Below are 18065 nucleotides of genomic sequence, written 5' to 3'. Positions count from 1 at the left end.
TGAATTTAGAATTTTCCTACCTTTCTGTAAAATGTTGTCTATGGTCCCTTCCCCCTTCCTTCGACGGGTCGTCGTGTGTCTGCTGTTGATCGTAGTGTCTGGCCGCGGCTTCAGCCAGGTGAGCGATTCGCTTGCTAAAAGAATCGACCGGGTGTTTAGTGAGTGGGACAAGACCAATTCTCCGGGCTGTGCGCTGGCAGTGGTGAAGAATGGAAAAGTGGTTTATACGCGTGGATATGGCATGTCCAATATGGAATATTCCATCGCCATTACCCCGGCCTCCATTTTCCATGTGGCCTCTATCTCCAAGCAGTTCACTGCGGCTTGCATCCAGCGGCTGGCACTGGAAGGGAAGCTGTCGTTGCATGACGATGTGCGGAAGTGGGTACCGGAGGTACCGGATTTTGGGCATCCGATCACGCTGGCGAATTTGATGCATCATACAAGCGGGTTGCGGGATCAGTGGGATCTGCAGGCGCTTGCCGGCTGGCGGGATGGGGACCTGATCACGGAGGACGACGTGCTGGAGATGCTGCAGCGGCAGCAGGGCCTGAACTTCCGGCCGGGAGATGAATATCTTTATTGCAATACCGGTTATACCTTGTTGGGAGTAGTCGTTAAGCGGGTGACGGGGGTTTCGTTGCGGCGGTATGCCGACTCGGTGTTCTTTCAGCCGTTGGGGATGGGCTCGACCCATTTTCACAGCGACCACAGCGAGATCGTGCCGAACCGAACGTCGGCGTATGTACGGGATGGGGGAAGGTGGGCGATAAGTATCCCGGTGTTCGATACTTATGGGGCCACCAGTCTTTTCACTACGGTGGGTGATCTCGCGAAATGGGATGAGAATTTTTATACGGCCGCCGTGGGTGGACGGGCGTTTATCAACGCGATGTTGGAGCCGGGGACTTTCAATAACGGCGCTGTACAAAACTATGCGTCGGGTGTTGTGCTTGGGGAATATAAGGGGCGGCGGATCGTAGAACATTCGGGGGCGGATGCGGGGTACCGGGCGAACTTCCTGCGTTTTCCCGAGGAGCATTTTTCTGTCATTGTGCTGGCGAATTTGGGGGATATCAATCCCGCGAGTCGATGCCGGCAGGTGGCGGATTTGTTTTTGCCGCCGGTGGGTGGCAGGGATGCAGTGCCGGACGTTGTCGTGGATACGGTGAGGGCGGCGAAATGGGCGGGAGATTATTTTGATGATGTTACCAAGGCGAGGATGAAGGTGGAAATGGTTGCGGCGACTCTTTTGAACAGCGGGATGCTGAGTGTTAATGGGAATCTTTTACGGGCAATGAGCGATTCGGTGTTTTCTTATAATGGTACGGAATACCGGTTTCGTGTTTTGGAGGACTCCATTACACTGGTGTTACATTCAGCAGGGATGCGCGACAGGACGATGGGGAAGGTGAAGAAGGTGGCGGTGTCGCTGAAGGGGTTGGAGGAGTATGTGGGGACTTACTATAGCAAGGAGCTGGATGTGAAGTATTCTCTTATTATGAAAGACTATACGTTGCGGGTGAAGACGCCGAGGAATGAGGCGGCGGAGCTGATGCCCTTTATCCGGGATGTGTTTACGGGACCATTTTTGGTGGAGGTGGAGAGGGATAAGAAGGGAAAGGTGAGTGGGTTTTTGGTGTCGACGGGGAGGAGCAGGAATATACGGTTTGAGAAAATTTAAAATTTACAACCATGAAAAAATGGGACTTGAGGGGCAAGAGGACCCTTGTAACGGGGGGAACGAAGGGGATCGGGAAGGCGATCGCGGAGGAGTTTTTGGAGCTGGGGGCGGAGGTGATGATCGTAGCGCGGAATGCGAAGGAGGTGGGGGAGCTGGTACGGTTGTGGCAGGCGGAGGGCCGGGCGGTGACGGGGCTGGCGGGGGATGTGAGTGTGGAGGCGGACCGGCGCCGGATCGGGGCGGCGGTGGAGGAGCGGTGGGGTGCGCTGGATGTGCTGGTCAATAACGTTGGGACGAATATCCGGAAGAAGGTGGTGGAATATGAACCGGCGGAATACCTGCAAATCTTCGATGTGAATTTGTTTGCGGCGGTGGAGCTTTGCCGGCTTTGCTATCCTTACCTGCTGAAGGGGACGGGCGCGAGTGTGGTGAATGTGGCGTCGGTGGCGGGGAGCGTGGATGTGGGGTCGGGCGCACCTTATGGGATGACGAAGGCGGCGTTGATCCAGCTGACGCGGAACCTGGCGGTGGAGTGGGCGCGGTTTGGGATTCGCGTCAATGCGGTGTCGCCGTGGTATACAGACACGCCGCTGGTGGAGAAGGTGCTGCAGCAGCCGGAGCGATTTCAACGGATCATCGACCGCACCTTGCTGAACCGGGTGGCGCAGGCGGAGGAGGTGGCCGCGGCTGCGGCGTTTCTCGCGATGGATCGGGCCTCCTATATCACCGGGCAGAATATTGTGGTTGACGGGGGGATGGCTGCGAAGGGGATATGACGGTGTGGCCGGTGGACGTGCGGGCTGGGGTTGTGGGAGCGGGTTGCGTTAGGGCCGGACATCGGGCGTATCGAAAGCGGACAATCCGGGTACTTGGGCCGATTGTTTATCACTGATAATTAATAGGATACAAAAGCGGCATTCTTTTTACAGCGAAAAGATATGCTCAAAAGTTATTTCAAGCTCGCCTGGCGTAATCTTAAAAAAGACAAGCTCTTCAGCTTTATCCATATTTCGGGGCTGGCTCTTGGGATGACCGTTGCCCTGCTGATCGGGCTCTGGGCCTGGTATATGTATTCCTATAACCGTTTCCTGCCGGGTTACCGGCAGGCGTACCAGGTGAAGCTGAACTTCGACTACAAAGACCATATCCAGACGCAAAGCGGGGCAACGCTGCCACTGGCGGATGCACTTCGCAGCCAGGTGCCGGGGATCCGGTATGTGGCCGAATCCGATTGGTTGGGTCAGCATGGGCTAACGGCGGGGGAGCGCAAGCTGTACCTGAGGGGGGGTGCAATGGGAGCCGATTTCTTCCATATCTTTCCTTTTCCATTTGTCGAGGGGGATGCGGCCACCGCTTTGCGGGACCCCTACTCGATCGTGCTGACGCAGTCCGGAGCCAAGGCCTTGTTCGGTTCGGCGGATGCGCTCAACAAGATAGTGCGCTATGAGAATACGCATGACCTGAAAGTGACTGGCGTGGTAAAGGATCCGCCGGGAAATTCTTCTTTTCAATTCAGCTTTATCATCCCTTTCAGCTATGATGAGCAGAACGCCGATTGGGTGAAGCAGAGCCGCACGAACTGGGGGAACCATTCCTATCCGGTCTATGTCGGGCTGGAGCCCAATGCTTCGCCGGAGCAGGTGGGGCGGCTGGTCCATGATCTTCAGCAAGATAACGAACATCCCACCACGGCGAAGATCGGGGTGGTCCTGCATCCTTTCGCCAAATGGCGGTTGTATGCCCAATTCGAAAACGGCGAGGCCGTTGGCGGCTATATCGAATATGTCCGCATCTATAGCTTTATCGCCGTGCTGGTGTTGTTGATCGCCTGTATCAATTTTACGAATCTTTCGACGGCGCGATCCGAGAAGCGGGCGCGGGAGGTAGGAGTCCGCAAGGTAGTGGGTTCGGAGCGGCGGGATCTTATCGTGCAGTTCCTGGCGGAGTCGCTGGTCGTTGCTTTTATCGCCTTTGGGATCGCGCTATTGCTGGCGCAGCTGGCGCTGCCCGGCTTCAATAGTCTGTTTGACGTGACGTTGCAGATGCCCTTTTCGAATCCTGTCTTTTGGGCGTTGATGATCGGCTATGTATTGCTCACGGGCGTGTTGGCAGGGATCCGGCCGGCCTTTTATTTTTCGGGTTTTGAGCCGGTGAAAATATTAAAAGGTACGTTTTCATCAGGGAAGCCGGCTGCCTGGTCGCGGCGGACGCTTGTCGTCGTGCAATTTGCGTGCAGCTTTGCGTTGATCATCGTGACGCTGATCGTTTATCAGCAGGTGCGGCATGCGCAGAACCGGCCGGCGGGGTTCGATAAGAACGGGCTTGTGGCGGCCGATGTCAGTCCCGATCTGGCGAAGAATTACGAGCCGTTGAAAAACGAGCTGTTGCAATCCGGGCTGGCGGCCTCGGTCACCAAGTCCTCGGCCTCACTTGATGGATTTGCGGCATCCTTTGCCATCAAGGACTGGCCGGGCAGAAAAAAGGACGAGTCGCTGGAGATGGCGACGACATCGGTTTCCGATGATTATTTCAAGACGGTGGGAATGACCATCAAAGAAGGCCGGGACTTCAAAGGGCCGATAGATACGATGAGCCTGGTGTTGAACGAAGCGGCGGTGAAACGGTTGCGGCTTAGCCATCCGGTCAATAGCCTGATCAGTCTCGACTATACACAGGTTCCGATGCGGGTGATCGGTGTCGTGCAGGATGCCGTGATGGGGTCTCCCTTCCAGGCGGCTGTCCCTACCCTTTTTGTCTATAACACGGGATGGGCGAGTGCCATCCTCGTGCGGCTGTCGCCGGGGCGGCCGCTGACCGACGGGGTGAAACGGATGGGCAGCGTGTTTGGAAAATACAACCCGGCCTATCCATTTGTATATCATTTTGTCGATGAAGAATACGAACACAAATTCGACGCAGAGGCGCAGGCGGGTCAACTAGCCGCCTTGTCGGCCACGCTGGCCATTGTGATCTCCTGCCTGGGGCTGCTGGGACTGGCGAGCTATGTCGCCGAGCGGCGGTCGAAGGAGATCGGCATCCGGAAGGTGATGGGGGCGACGCCCTGGCGGCTGTGGCGACTGTTGTCGACGGAATTCCTGCTGCTGGTGATCATCAGCTGCGTGGTAGCGTCGCCGGTGGCTTATTTTTTGGCGCATGGGTGGCTGGCGAAGTATAGCTACCGCGTGAGCATCGGGCCAGGCGTATTTATCCTGGCTACCGTGCTGGCGCTTACCATTACTCTTATTACGATCAGCGCCCAGATCGTCAAGACGGCGCTGGTAAACCCTGTAAAAAGTCTGAGAAATGCTTAAGAATTATTTGCGTACCGCGTTGCGGACCCTTTGGAAGCAAAAGGGTTTTACGGCGATCAACCTGACGGGTTTGGCATTGGGTATGGCGTGCAGCCTGCTCATTCTTCTATGGGTGCGGGACGAGCGGGGGGTGGATGGGTTCCATGCAAAGGGGAACCGGCTGTTCTATGTCTATGAGAAGAACCAGATGGGGGCCAAGCTGCAGTCCTGGTACTGGACGCAGGGGCCGCTGGCGGAGGAGTTGAAAAAGGATATTCCCGAAGTGGAAGGCGCGACCGCGATCGCGTCGGGCTATACGGGCTTGTTCAGTGTCGGGGACAAGAAGCTGAAGGAAGCCGGATTTGCTGCAGGGCCGGATTTTTTCTCGATGTTCAGCTATCCGCTGATCAATGGGAGTGGGACGAAGGCGTTGAGTGCGCCGGATGGGATCGCGATCTCGCGGCGGATGGCGGTCGGTTTGTTCGGCAGTGCGGATGCGGCTATCGGCAAGACCGTGCGCTATAATAATAAAAAAGATTTCGCCGTGCGGGCGGTCTATGAGGACTTTGGACCGCGGGTGTCCTATCCCGGCGAGTTTGTCATGTCCTGGAAAGGATATATAGAAGATGGGAACGAGTGGGCGACGGGATTTGCGGCAGTGGACAATTCGACCTGTGTCCTGCTGAAGGCCGGTGTCGATCCTGCGGTAGCGGAGGCCAAGATGCGTCATCTGCTGGACGATTTCCCGACAGAAGACAAGAAGGTCAAAATCAACCTGGCTTTGCAGCGGTTTGGCGACCGGTACCTGCATTCGGATTTCGATGCTGCGGGAGTGCCGACGGGCGGGCGGATCGCCTATGTGCGACTGTTCGGGCTTATTGCATTGTTCATCCTTGTCATTGCGTGTATCAATTTCATGAACCTGACGACGGCGCGGAGCGTCAAGCGGGCTAAGGAGATCGGCGTGCGGAAGGTGATGGGTGCGGTGCGCGGGCTGCTGATCCGGCAGTTTATCGGCGAAGCGATCCTGATGGCGTGTTTCTCGGCGGCGCTGGCCCTGGTGCTTGTCGCGATGGCGTTACCGGCCTTTAACCTGCTAACGGGGAAGGCTATCGTCCTGCCGGCCGGGGATGCTCAATTTTGGGTCAGCCTGGCGGGCATTACCTTGCTGACGGGGCTGTTATCGGGGAGCTATCCGGCGTTCTACCTGTCGGGGTTCAATGCGATCCGGGTGTTGAAGGCCGCGCTACCTTCGGGGACGAGGGGAGATGCGCTGTTTCGGAAGGGGCTTGTGGTGTTCCAGTTCACGCTATCGATCGTGCTGATCCTGGCGACGATATTGATTACGCAGCAGATCGACTATATGCGGAACGCCCGGCTGGGTTATGACCGGGAAAATTTGCTTTACCTGCCGATCGAGGGCGAAATGGGAAAGAAGCTGGGGGTGTTGCAGACGGAGGGCTCGCGATTACCGGGTGTGGCTCAGCTGACGCTGTTCTCCGGGGGTAGTGCGACCAGCTTTGGCGACGGGACCCTGGGTATAAATTGGACAGGTAAGGACCCGAATGAGACGGTTCGATTTATCCACGAGTCCGTCGGCCGCGATTTTCTGAAAACGATGAAGATAGAGCTGGTTGCGGGCCGGGATTTCTCGGCGGACTTTCCCACGGACAGCAATGGAGTGATCCTGAATGAGACGGCCTTGAAATTGATGGGTTATAAGGACCCGATCGGGAAGACGCTTAAGATATATAATTATCCGCTGCATATTATAGGGATCGTTAAGGATTTTCATTTCCAGTCGTTGCAGGAAACGATGCTTCCGTTGGCGCTGTTCCAGGGAAAGAACGAGTGGTTCTCGACGGTTGTCATAAGGACGAAGCCGGGGCAGACACGGGTCGCGCTGGCTGGGCTCGAGAAGTTGTACCGGCAGCTGAACCCAGCGTTTCCGTTCAGCTATCAATTCGCCGATGCGCAGTATGCGGCGCTGTATAAGAGCGAAGAGGTGACGGGGCGATTGTCCGTTCTCTTTGCGCTGCTGGCTATATCCATTTCCTGTTTGGGTTTGTTGGGACTGTCGCTGTTCACGGCGGAGCAGCGGGTAAGGGAGATCGGCATCCGGAAGGTGCTTGGAGCGAGCGTGTTCTCGTTGTTTGCGATGTTGTCGCGGAGTTTCCTGGGGCTGGTGGGTATTGCGTACCTGGTTGCGGCGCCGTTGGGTTGGTGGGCGATGCATCAGTGGCTGGCGGGGTTTGCGTATCGCACGACCATTTCGGGGTGGACCTTTGTGGTCGCGGGATTGCTTGCGGTGGGGGTGGCGTTGGTCACGGTGGGGTGGCAGACGCTGCGGGCGGCGGGGGCGAACCCGGTGCGGTCGCTGCGTAGCGAGTAGAATACGAATGGACAGCTTTGCTGTGCCATTTTTGAACCACTAATGATGGGCCTTCGGCCGGCCGGCCTGTGGCCGGCCTATCTAAAACTATATTCGACCGTCTTGGTTCGCTGGCCGGCGGTGCTGCTGTCGAGGAACCAGCTTTCCCCTACATTATCGATGTCGTAGATGAAACCGACGACGAGGTTGTCGTGTTCGTGGCCGGGGGGAACGTTTTTTGTGAAGACGAGGCGGTGCAGGGAGTCGGGGATCTCGCTGACCTTCATCGGTGCGATGCTGGAGTCGAGGAGTACTCTTCCGGTGGTGCCGGTCGTTTGCATCCGCAGGCGGAAGCGGATGGTGTCTTTTACGCTGGCAAAATCCTCCTTTGTGTACAAAATATACCAGATAGTCCGGGATGGCGAGGGCTCGGCAGACTTTTTGCAGGCGGTGAAAAGCATTGAGAGTCCGGCGCATAGGACGCCCATGATCAAAGTAAGTTGGTGTTTCTTCACGTTAACAATTTGGCATAGTAGACGCAGAAAAGAGTGCAGGCGTTGCCTGACCGGTTGTTAAAAATTGCGTAATAATACTTATCCAAAATGGGTTTTTCCCCATTGTTTATTTAAAATATTTTTCTAACCTTCGTAAAAGCTTCGCAAAGATTTCATAAACCATCCGCGCCAGTTAAGTTTTACATCTACTTAATCACCTCACCACTTTCCGGTTACCCCACAGACCCTGAATTAGTATGTGTGTAACCTTGCGCCTACACGGGTGCGAGCGTTATGGGTGCCTTATTCTGCCTATTCCGGCCATTTTATTACCGATCAATCTGGTCATATGATTGACGCAGCTATTGCTTTGCTCCAACAGGAGCTGCAAAATTATCTCACCATCAAGGACGCCACGGCAACCGTGGTAGTCGATAATATTGGACTGCTGGAAACGCCCAATGGAGATAACCTCCCTAACAACATCATCATTTCCGTCGTGAATGTGGAAGAGGAAAGCACACTAAAGAATCAACCGGCCATAAAAAGGAATCCGCCTTTCAACGTGACCTATGAGAATCCGCCGGTATTCCTGAACCTCTATGTGCTTTTTACGAGCAACTACTGGGGAGACAAATACATTTTTGCGTTGAAGCGGATCTCCTATGTGGTACAATTCCTTCAGTCGAAGAATTCGTTTTCCTATGGATCGTCCGTAACCGGCGCGATAGATGCGGATCCCGATCTGCTGGACCTGAAATTCACGATGGAGATCTACACCCTCACATTCGAGCAGCTGAATCATTTATGGGGATCATTGGGCGGGAGGCAGATTCCCTTCGTCATGTATAAACTAAGGCTGGTGGCGATAACGGAACGTAAGAGGTTGCGCGAAGTGCCGCCGGTACTGGGAGTAGAAACCGGAATCACGGGATGAGAACGCTGTATAAAATATTATTCGAAGTGAAGCTGCTGCACGGGTTCTACCTGACGGACCCGGAGGGCAATGCCATCTTCGATCTTCCGGCGCAAGAAGACCGGATGAATTTTTTGCTTAGCCGGTTCTCGACGGATGTGAGCCCCGTGAATGAAGACGTTACCTTCACGCTGAGTCCTCAGCAGCAAAGCGTGTTCAATAATTATCATCTGCGACTGGTGGCCAGCTATAGTGGCTGCCAGGTGGTCGTGGAAGTGACCGAATCGGGGATTGCGGGGGGAAACACCGTATATACACCCGTCGTCAGCCTGCCTGACAATCTGAATTTGCTTATCGGAATTACCGAGACCCGATCTTTTTTGGATCAGATCACCAATGCGCGGATGCAGCGGGCGGTGAAAGCCGCCCGATATTTCAGCAACGAGCGGGTATTCGGTCCAAAGGTCTCTCCGTCGTTATCCTCGCCGTTGCCGGCATTGGTCGCCGGCTATCCTTATGAGCAAGGCGAGCTGGCCAATTTCGGCGTCGACGATACCGGAGCCTATTATTTTTATAACGTGGGCAATCCCTCGAACAAGGACCGATGGGTGCACTTCAAGGGAGAGGGTTTCAGCGGCGAGCCGGACCGGTTGGTTGTATCGCCAAGATCCTACTATAGCTTTTCAGCGGCAGATAATGTCAGTAATGCCGTGATCGAGCTTAGGGATGCGAACGGAACGTCGATAACCACGCAGGTTTTTACCGATCCGGTACGGCTGGGCAGGGTGATGCTGGATTATCGTCCGTTTCTAAAGAAGCCGCCCGATGCGATGGAGCCGCCCGCCCTGATCCCGCCGCCGGTGCTGAATACCCTTCCCGATTCGGGCGTTGGAGACGCCATCCTGTATACCTTGTTCGTGACGGGCGACAACGGCTATAGCCGGCAGGTGCCGGTGATCTTCCGCACCGAGGCGATGGGCGACGAATGGGGCTGGATACAGATACAAAGGACCGTGAGCGATCCGGCCTACAACTTACTCGATGCGGATGGACGACTCGTGACGCAGACGAAACCCGACGGTACTACGATCCCCCATCGCATCTTCGAGATCTGGCTGAAGAGCCGTTTCACCTACTGGCGTTATCAGAATGATGAAGGCGGGCAGCTGAAGGCTCCCGCGGCTCCGAACGATGTGTTCCTGGACCTCGTGGGTGCGAACCTGGTAACCAAGACCCCGCGATTCATTACCTACCGGGCCGGCTATTTCCTCAATGAGGCAGACGACACCTATCATTTTCTCCCCAACCCGGAATTTGAAACGCTCCCGGTGATCAGCGCGAACCAGTCGTTCTCCAATATCCCGGTCGCGGCTTCAACCTTATTCCCCGTCAATTGAACCATTATTATATTATAAACCAGATTATTCAAAAAAGCATCAAATATGAATCAGCCAACCATCCCCGGTGTGTATATCCAGGAGATACCCAATTTGCCGCCTTCGATCGTTTCGGTGCCGACGGCGATACCCGCCTTTATCGGGTATACGGAGAAGGATACGCAGTATAAGGACGCGGATCTGCACCTGGTCCCGTTTATGATCGAGAATATCATGGATTACCAGCGCTATTTCGGCCTGGCCGCGCAGGATGCCGGTTTGAGTGTGGCCTTTTCGACCGACAGCGCGGGGAATATCGTTCCGATCGCGAGCGTCGACGAGAACAAACGATCGAAATTCCTGATGTACTATGCGCTGCAGCTATTTTTCGACAATGGCGGCGGAGAGTGTTATATCGTATCGGTGAACAAGTATACGGCCGATGGAAGCATCAGCGAGGACGATCTGCAGAATGGGCTTGACGCTATAGAGAAGCTACAGGATTGTACCCTTATCGTTTTCCCGGATTCCATGGGTCTATCCAGCTACGCGTCATATTATCTTTTGCATACGAAGGCAATCGCCCAGTGTGTGAAGCTGCAGGACCGCTTTACCGTCATGGACCTGTACCGGGACAAGGTTGGGACCCCGGCGAAAATAGACAACACCACCCCTGGCTGGCAGACCGACGTAAAGAAGATGCGCAATGCGCCCATCGGCGGCAATCCTTCCACGGGCGGGCTTTCCGGCACGGTGGACGATCTGAAGTACGCGGCCGTGTATTTCCCCCGAATATTCACCGGGATCGAGTTCAGATATGACGAGACAAAGGTTGCCATCACCGGGTCGCCGGAGGGAAGCGACACGATGGCCAAGCTAAAACAGGGGAACAATCAATACTACAATATCGCGAAGAATGCGCTTACGGGCGCCAATCTCCAGATGCTGCTTCCGGCGGCGGGCGCGATCGTCGGCGTCTATGCCAAGACGGACGACGCCCGGGGCGTTTGGAAGGCCCCTGCCAACATCAACATCATCGACGGTCTTGACCTGGAAGTGAAGATCAACAATTTCGACCAGGGGGACCTGAATGTGGACCCCACGGGCGGCTTGTCCGTCAACGCCATCCGGTATTTCCCCGGCAGGGGGTCGGCCATCATCTGGGGAGCCAGGACGCTCGCCGGCAACGACAACGAGTGGAGGTACATCCCGGTGAGAAGATTCTTTACGATGGTGGAGCAGTCGGTAAAGAACGCCTGCGCCCAGTTCGTTTTCGAACCGAACGACACCAACACCTGGGTCCGCGTAAAGGCAATGATCAGCATTTACCTCACAGAGCAATGGAAGAGCGGGGCACTGATGGGCACCACGGCGCAGGAAGCCTTCTATATCCATATTGGCCTTGGTCAAACGATGACGGAAGTCGACCTCTGGGAGGGAAGGATGATCGTACAGATCGGGATGGCGGCGGTGAGACCGGCCGAGTTCATTATCCTGCAATTCGTCCAGAAAATGCTAAGCGAATCATAAACCATACTATTCAACCAAAAAAAATAACCCACTATGGCATCGAACTCGTATAATCAACAGGATCCCCCGAGGAAACATGATCCCTGCAAGTGTGAAGAGCACGACTCCGCCACCAAAAAGAGCCTGGGCGCCCTGATACAGGTGTATTGCCAGGCGAAGGACGCCGCGGAGAGCAACCAGGAAGTCGCTACGAAAGATTTCGAGCAAAAAGAGGATCTCTTCCAGGAGAAGAAAAAGACCTTTATGTGGACCGAGCGGAATTACCGCATCTACCGGGACATCGATATCGTCGTCGATACGCGGCTGCAGGCGACCAACGACACGTTCAAGACCAATGTCGCCACCTACAACACCGAGAGTACGGCCTTGTATACCCAGCTGAAGAATATCCTGGCAGCCATCAAGGACGTCAAGACCAAGGTGTCGGCGTTGCGGGACCAGGCGTCCAACCTGGACAATTTCAGGAACGACCAATGCAATGCGGGTCAATGGGCATTATTGACGGGGAAAAATGTGGAGAATTGCAAACCCGATCCCAATGGTCCCCCGATCGAACGGCCCGAGGCCTGCAAGGATGCGGAGAAGATCTACAATGAGCTGATTCATGTGCCGAAGAAGTGCCTGGTCTTCGACGTCGACTACCTGGTGTCGGCCTCCGCGGATGTGATCGGCATCCAAACCTTCTCGAATATCGCTTCGCTGACCCCGCTACAGGGAAATCTGGCCGATGCGAGCAAGGCCTTAATCACGGCTATCCAAACGGCGGCCAATACCCGCAAGGGCGAGCTGACGACGCTGCAGGCCGATCTTATCACTGCGATGACGGACGCCACGGTGTCGGGGATCAACAAGTTCACGGCCATCAGCGACTGCGACGCCGCCTACTCCACCCTCGAATTCTTCTGCAAGCCGTGGTGCGATTGCGTGGTGCCCCGAAGAGAGGACGTCTGCGAGCCCCGGCTTAAGAAGTGCGAATGCGAGATCTGCGAGATCTGCACGGAAGTCAAGAACACCTATTGTGAAGCGGACAAGAAGTCCGTCCATTCCTGATCAATAAAACTATTTCATATGTTAGCAATTTATGAAACATGCGGTCCGAAGAAATGGGATAAGGACATGTTCTGCAAATGCTGTGAAAAGCCGGCGCCTCCCGATCCCTCTTCCGACTGCTGTTATAACACCTGGCAATGGGAACTGATCCGAACGACCCGGGAATACAACCTTGTGACAAAGGAGCTGCAGTATGTACAGAAGCACCTGGACATCATCACGGCGCGAACGACGAGGCTGAAGACCTGGTTCGACGAGCTCACCAGCGCCAACGAGCTGGCCAGGAAAGTATGCCATCAGCTGGAAGTGATCGAAGCCCAGGTGGTGAATATCTGTATCAACACGGAGTTTACCGTGAAGGCGATCCGCATCCTGTTCTGTATGGTCCGGGAGTTCTATGTGGAGGTGGATTGTCTGCAGACCAAATATGACTGTCTGAACAATTGCCTCAAGTGTCTCAACCCATCTTCCATTTCCGCTACTCAGGGTATCGGGAAGGCGCTTGCCGATTATGCGACGGCGCTTGCGGCGCTGATCGCCACCCGGGACAATCTTCTCAAGCTGGTGATGGCCGCCCTGGCCATGGCCGAGCAGCTCCACTGGGAGATTTGCGACAATTGCGGATTCAAGCGGCTGCTGATCGACTGGTCAGAGACCCTGCATTGCGGGGTAACCTGCGGGCCTATCGAGGGCGAATGCCGGGATGAGGATGAGCCTGACTGGGAAAAGGATTGCCTGTTTCCGATATTGCAATTCCCGCTTTGCAATACCCACTATTACAAGATGATCGACAATTTGTATCACAAGGACAAGAAAAAGATGGACGAGCTGACGGTGTCCAGGCAACGGCTCACGAAGCGGCAGTTATCCTTGCAGGCCGGGATGCAGAGCCTGCAGAAGGCATTGAGCGAAGTAGGCCAGACGGCCAGGTGTTAAATTCTCTATACTTTAAACTGAATCAATATGGCAACAAACGATCCTACAAAAACTTACCCTCTGCCGAAATTCCATTTCGAAGTGGATTGGGGAGGGACGCGTATCGGCTTTACGGAGGTGAGCGGGCTTGATTTCGAGACCGAGGTGATCCAGTACCGGGAAGGGCATTACAAGCTGTATCATAAGACAATGCAGCCGGGGCTCACCAAGTACACGAACATCACGCTCAAGCGGGGTACTTTTCTCGGGGACTATGAGATGTACAACCTGTGGCTCAACACCTTCCTGTTCCAGGAGGCGGACCAGAGCCCGGCCAAGAAATACCGCCGGGATATCACCATCAAGCTGTTGGACGAAACGCATAAGGCCGTCATCACCTGGACGGTGGCCAATGCCTGGCCGACCAAAGTGCAGTCCACGGACCTGAAGGCCGATGCCAATGAAGTGGCGATAGAAACGATGGAGCTGGCGCACGAGGGATTGCGGATACAGATCTGATCGTCTTAAAGGAGACTTATGGCTACGAGCTTTTATCCAACGGTAAATTTTTGTTTCCGGGTCAATTTCTATCTCGATACCAAGACCCGAACGGATATCGGTTTTCAGTCCGTCAGCGGTCTCGACGCGACCCTTGAAACGGAAACGATCGTCGAAGGAGGGGTCAATCATTACACGCATGTCGTGCCCACGCGGAGGAAGTACGGGCCGTTGGTGCTTAAGAGAGGGCTACTTAGCCAGGACCAGTCGGCGCTGATCGAGTACATTAAGGGCTGTTTCGACAATGAGACGATCGACCCATTGCCGACGGTGCTGATCGAACTGCTGGATGAGAAGAATCAGTCTTTGCTGCATTGGACGGCGTCGAATGTATGGCCGTTGAGCTGGAAGGTCGGAGAACTAAATGCCACGCAGGGAGAGATCCTTATAGAGACCCTGGAGCTGAACTATAACCAACTCGTCTTTAACGACTGAGTCAATATCTGGAAAATATGCCAATAGAGGTACGCGAACTGGTGATCAAGGCTACGGTCCTTTCGAAAGGAAGCTCTCCTTCGGAGGGCGGCAAGACCGACGACAGTAAAACGAACAACACGGTTCCCCCGCAGGAGGAGATCATCAAGGCCTGCCTGGAGAGGGTGTTGGAAATCTTAAAAGACAAATATGAGCGATAGCAATCCGACCAGCAACAGCTTATCCAAACTGATCATTCACTGTTACCTGGATAAGAATTTCCAGCAAAAGAAGCCGGACCTGGACTTCAGCACGCCGATAAACCCGGAGTCCTTTACCCGGAATCTGACCGTCAACCTGGATACACGGGTGGCGCATGGGCAGCCGGGAACGGATGCGGGGTATAAGTCCAGCCAGCCGGAGCAGCTCAAGCTGGATTTTGTGCTCGACGGGACGGGAGTAGTGCAGGGTTATGCGTATCCCCCGGGTACCAATTCCGTGCATGAAGAGCTGGAAGCCTTTTTAAATTGCGCGTATAAATTCGACGGGATCACCCACAAGCCGAACTACCTGATCGTCTACTGGGGCACCGAGATCAAATTCCCCTGTGTCCTTTCCAGCGTGGACATCAATCACACGCTGTTCAGACCGGATGGCAGCCCGTTGCGGGTAAAGATCAGCGCGACCTTCACCAAGACGGAATCGGATGCGGCCCGGGCGGCCATCGCGCAATTCTCTTCCCCCGACCTCACGCATCAGCGGACGGTGCAGCAAGGGGACCGGCTGGATAACCTGGCCTTCGATATCTATACGCAACCCGGTTATTTCCTGATGGTGGGGGCGTCCAACAACCTGACGACGATTCGGAGACTTTCACCGGGTCAGAAACTCAATTTTCCTCCTTTGCCTAAAAGTTAAACCCTATGGCCGAATTGTTCATCCCCAATGCCTCGACCTATAATGCGGTGACGTATGCGATCCTTATCAACGGGTCGCCTGCGGACCCCAGCTATGAGCTGCAAAGCCTGGTCGTCACCCGGGAATTCAACCGCATCCCGATGGCGCGGGTGGTGTTCAGGGACGGGGACCCCAGCCGCAGCACTTTCCCGTTGAGCGACAAGACGGATTTTGCGCCCGGCACCCCGATCCAGGTGAATATCGGGAGAGATGGGAAGAATGTCAACTCCTTCAAGGGGATCATCGTCAAACACAGCGTCCGCGTAAAGGAGAACGGGAACGGCGAGCTGATCCTCGAGTGCCGGGACGAGGCCATCCGCATGGCCGTTGGCCGTCACAGTAAATACTATACGAATATAAAGGACAGCGCGTTGTTCGACCAGCTGATACAACCGCATGCGCATCTTCAAAGCGATCTGCAGCCGACGTCCTATGAACATCCGGAGCTGGTGCAACACCATTTGACGGATTGGGATTTTATGCTCTTACGGGCAGAAGCCAATGCGATGCTGGTGAATGTCATCGACGGCAAGATCTCGATCCGGCGTCCAACCACGAACGGCAGTCCTGTGCTGGAAGTGAACTATGGTTCTTCCCTGCTGGAATTCGAGGCGGAGATGGATGCGCGGACCCAGTGGAAGAGTGTGGAGGCCAAGTCCTGGGATTATCATGATCAGCAGCTGTTCAAGGCGGATACGGATGGGGTTCCCGGCTGGGTGGAATCGGGCAATATCACGGCTACGACGCTTGCCGGAACGATCGACCTGTCTGCTTTCGAGCTGCGTCATAGCGGTTATCTGCCGGAGCAGGAATTGAAGGATTGGGTGGACGGGCAGATGCTGAAGAGCAGGATCGCCAAGATCTGCGGAAGGGCGAAATGCACGGGTTTCGCGGGTATAAAGCCCGGCGACGTATTAAAGATCAGCGGGGTCGGAGCCCGGTTCACGGGCAATGTCCTGGTGACGGCCGTACGCCAGGAGGTGGGTTCGGGTTCATGGGACAGTCATATCCAGTTCGGGCTGGACCCGCGCCGTTACAGTGAAGCCTATCCGGACCTCAATGACCGGCAGGCCGCGGGGTTGATGGGAGGTATCCGCGGGCTGCAGATCGGCGTTACCGTCAAGCTCGAAGGGGACCCCGAGGGGCAGGACAGGATACAGGTGAAGCTTCCGACGATAGATAACAATGCCAGCGGTATCTGGACGAGGATGGCTTCGCTGGATGCGGGTAATAAGAGAGGCGCTTTCTTCCGGCCCGAGGTTGGCGATGAGGTGATCGTAGGATTTATCAATGACGACCCCAGGGAAGCCGTCGTGCTGGGAATGCTGAACAGCAGCGCGAAGCCGGCGCCGCTGGCTACGGAGCAGTCGAATGACAAGAAGGGGTTCACGACGCGGAGCGGTATGCATGTGCAATTCGACGATGGCGCCAAAAAGATCACCATCGATACCCCTGCGGGGAACTCCATCGTGCTGGACGAATCTTCCCAGCAGATACAGATAACCGATCAGCAGCAGAACCAGGTGACGATGGATACGAGCGGGATCACCGTGCAATCCAACCTGTCGGTGTCCGTGAAAGCGGGCACGGACCTCAGCCTTTCGGCGGGAGCGTCGCTGAGCATTTCGGCGCCGTCGATCAGTCTCTCGGGCGACGCCCAGGTGAGCATGTCCGGCGCCGCGCTGACGTTGTCCGCGCAGGGGGTGGCGTCGATCAGCGGCACGCTTGTGAATATTAATTAACCAGCAATAAAACCCGATGCCATCCGCAGCGAGAATAACCGATATGCATACCTGTCCACTGTTCAATGGGCCCGTTCCCCATGTGGGGGGGCCGGTGGTGGGGCCGGGAGTGGCGACCGTCCTGATCGGCGGGTTGCCGGCGGCCGTCGTAGGGGACATGATGGTGTGTGTGGGGCCGCCGGATGTGGGAGCGATGGGCAGCACGACCGTCCTGATCGGCGGGCGGCCGGCCCTTCGGCAGGGAGATCTTACGGCGCATGGGGGAGTCATCGTGGGCGGGATGCCTACGGTACAGATCGGCGGGTAACACAAATAAAAGATCATGAGTACAACGAAAGATGCACAACCGGGATTTTTGGGACGAGGGTGGGCCTTCCCGCCGTCGTTCGACCGGAATGCCGGCACGGTAGAGATGGTGAGCGGCGTCACGGACATCGAGCAAAGCCTGAATATCCTGCTTTCCACGAGTCTGGGCGAACGGGTCATGCAGCCGAACTACGGCTGCGCCTTACAACCTTATCTTTTCGAGCCGCTGAATGCCAGCCTCATCGGATATCTGAAAGACCGGGTAACCAACAGCATCCTGTTCTACGAGCCGCGCATCAATGTCGTCAGCGTGGAAGTCACCGCGGCGGATTCAACGGATATCTGGTCGGGAAAATTCCGGATCACGGTGACGTATGACGTCATCCAGACGAATTCCCGGCTGAACTACGTATACGACTATTATCTAAAAGAATCATTACAGCCTATCTAAATAAAGGGAGC

17 protein-coding genes are annotated in these 18065 nt (G+C 55.4%); 16 read left to right on the top strand and 1 reads right to left on the bottom strand.

Annotated features, from left to right (window positions below; translation table 11 throughout):
- Positions 1 to 40 precede the first annotated feature (40 nt).
- The 4 genes from VHE34_RS30045 to VHE34_RS30030 all read left to right on the top strand — a co-directional run bounded on the left by VHE34_RS30045 (position 41) and on the right by VHE34_RS30030 (position 7366).
- Entirely contained in the window at positions 41 to 1684 is a 1644-nt protein-coding gene (locus VHE34_RS30045; RefSeq protein ID WP_325595089.1) for a serine hydrolase domain-containing protein, read from the top strand.
- An 11-nt stretch (positions 1685 to 1695) separates the two neighbouring features.
- Positions 1696 to 2460: an SDR family oxidoreductase gene (locus VHE34_RS30040; protein ID WP_325595087.1), complete on the top strand. Its 765-nt coding sequence runs from the start codon at positions 1696 to 1698 to the stop codon at positions 2458 to 2460.
- Between the two features lie 162 nt (positions 2461 to 2622).
- On the top strand, positions 2623 to 4995 hold the full coding sequence (locus VHE34_RS30035) for an ABC transporter permease (RefSeq protein ID WP_325595084.1): 2373 nt from the start codon (positions 2623 to 2625) through the stop codon (positions 4993 to 4995).
- A complete protein-coding gene (locus tag VHE34_RS30030) occupies positions 4988 to 7366 on the top strand; it encodes an ABC transporter permease (protein WP_325595082.1) in 2379 nt (792 codons plus the stop codon). The genes VHE34_RS30035 and VHE34_RS30030 overlap by 8 nt, the downstream gene beginning before the upstream one ends.
- A gap of 77 nt (positions 7367 to 7443) precedes the next feature.
- On the opposite strand, the gene VHE34_RS30025 is transcribed toward VHE34_RS30030, so the two are convergent.
- Complete coding sequence (locus tag VHE34_RS30025; protein WP_325595080.1) at positions 7444 to 7860, bottom strand: hypothetical protein; 417 nt, start codon at positions 7858 to 7860, stop codon at positions 7444 to 7446.
- A 328-nt stretch (positions 7861 to 8188) separates the two neighbouring features.
- On the opposite strand from VHE34_RS30025, the gene VHE34_RS30020 reads away from it, so the two are divergent.
- From VHE34_RS30020 to VHE34_RS29965, 12 genes are read left to right on the top strand one after another with little or no spacing between them, the layout of a single operon-like run.
- Positions 8189 to 8776 carry a DUF4255 domain-containing protein gene (locus VHE34_RS30020; protein WP_325595078.1) on the top strand — a complete coding sequence of 196 codons (588 nt, stop codon included), beginning with the start codon at positions 8189 to 8191 and terminating at the stop codon, positions 8774 to 8776.
- Positions 8773 to 10152 carry a hypothetical protein gene (locus tag VHE34_RS30015; protein WP_325595074.1) on the top strand — a complete coding sequence of 460 codons (1380 nt, stop codon included), beginning with the start codon at positions 8773 to 8775 and terminating at the stop codon, positions 10150 to 10152. The genes VHE34_RS30020 and VHE34_RS30015 overlap by 4 nt, the downstream gene beginning before the upstream one ends.
- A gap of 45 nt (positions 10153 to 10197) precedes the next feature.
- The gene (locus VHE34_RS30010) at positions 10198 to 11661 is read left to right on the top strand and encodes a phage tail sheath family protein (protein ID WP_325595072.1); all 1464 of its coding nucleotides are present in this window, start codon (positions 10198 to 10200) and stop codon (positions 11659 to 11661) included.
- 33 nt (positions 11662 to 11694) lie between these two features.
- Positions 11695 to 12711, top strand: a complete 1017-nt coding sequence (locus VHE34_RS30005; protein ID WP_325595070.1) for a hypothetical protein — start codon at positions 11695 to 11697, stop codon at positions 12709 to 12711.
- 18 nt (positions 12712 to 12729) lie between these two features.
- The gene (locus tag VHE34_RS30000; RefSeq protein ID WP_325595068.1) at positions 12730 to 13647 is read left to right on the top strand and encodes a hypothetical protein; all 918 of its coding nucleotides are present in this window, start codon (positions 12730 to 12732) and stop codon (positions 13645 to 13647) included.
- A 27-nt stretch (positions 13648 to 13674) separates the two neighbouring features.
- A complete protein-coding gene (locus tag VHE34_RS29995) occupies positions 13675 to 14145 on the top strand; it encodes a phage tail protein (protein WP_325595066.1) in 471 nt (156 codons plus the stop codon).
- A gap of 18 nt (positions 14146 to 14163) precedes the next feature.
- Positions 14164 to 14619 carry a phage tail protein gene (locus tag VHE34_RS29990; RefSeq protein ID WP_325595064.1) on the top strand — a complete coding sequence of 152 codons (456 nt, stop codon included), beginning with the start codon at positions 14164 to 14166 and terminating at the stop codon, positions 14617 to 14619.
- Between the two features lie 17 nt (positions 14620 to 14636).
- The gene (locus tag VHE34_RS29985; RefSeq protein ID WP_325595062.1) at positions 14637 to 14819 is read left to right on the top strand and encodes a DUF5908 family protein; all 183 of its coding nucleotides are present in this window, start codon (positions 14637 to 14639) and stop codon (positions 14817 to 14819) included.
- On the top strand, positions 14809 to 15516 hold the full coding sequence (locus VHE34_RS29980) for a hypothetical protein (protein ID WP_325595060.1): 708 nt from the start codon (positions 14809 to 14811) through the stop codon (positions 15514 to 15516). Before VHE34_RS29985 ends, VHE34_RS29980 begins: the two co-directional genes overlap by 11 nt.
- A 5-nt stretch (positions 15517 to 15521) precedes the next feature.
- Complete coding sequence (vgrG, locus tag VHE34_RS29975; RefSeq protein WP_325595058.1) at positions 15522 to 17297, top strand: type VI secretion system tip protein VgrG; 1776 nt, start codon at positions 15522 to 15524, stop codon at positions 17295 to 17297.
- Positions 17298 to 17340: 43 nt separating this feature from the next.
- Positions 17341 to 17604, top strand: a complete 264-nt coding sequence (locus VHE34_RS29970; protein WP_325595056.1) for a PAAR domain-containing protein — start codon at positions 17341 to 17343, stop codon at positions 17602 to 17604.
- A 15-nt stretch (positions 17605 to 17619) separates the two neighbouring features.
- On the top strand, positions 17620 to 18054 hold the full coding sequence (locus VHE34_RS29965) for a GPW/gp25 family protein (RefSeq protein WP_325595054.1): 435 nt from the start codon (positions 17620 to 17622) through the stop codon (positions 18052 to 18054).
- The last annotated feature ends 11 nt before the right edge of the window (positions 18055 to 18065 follow it).

This window comes from Puia sp., assembly GCF_035546395.1.
Lineage (GTDB): Bacteria > Bacteroidota > Bacteroidia > Chitinophagales > Chitinophagaceae > Puia.
The sequence above is the reverse complement of the archived record's forward strand: the minus strand, read 5'-3'. Positions and strand labels throughout refer to the sequence as shown.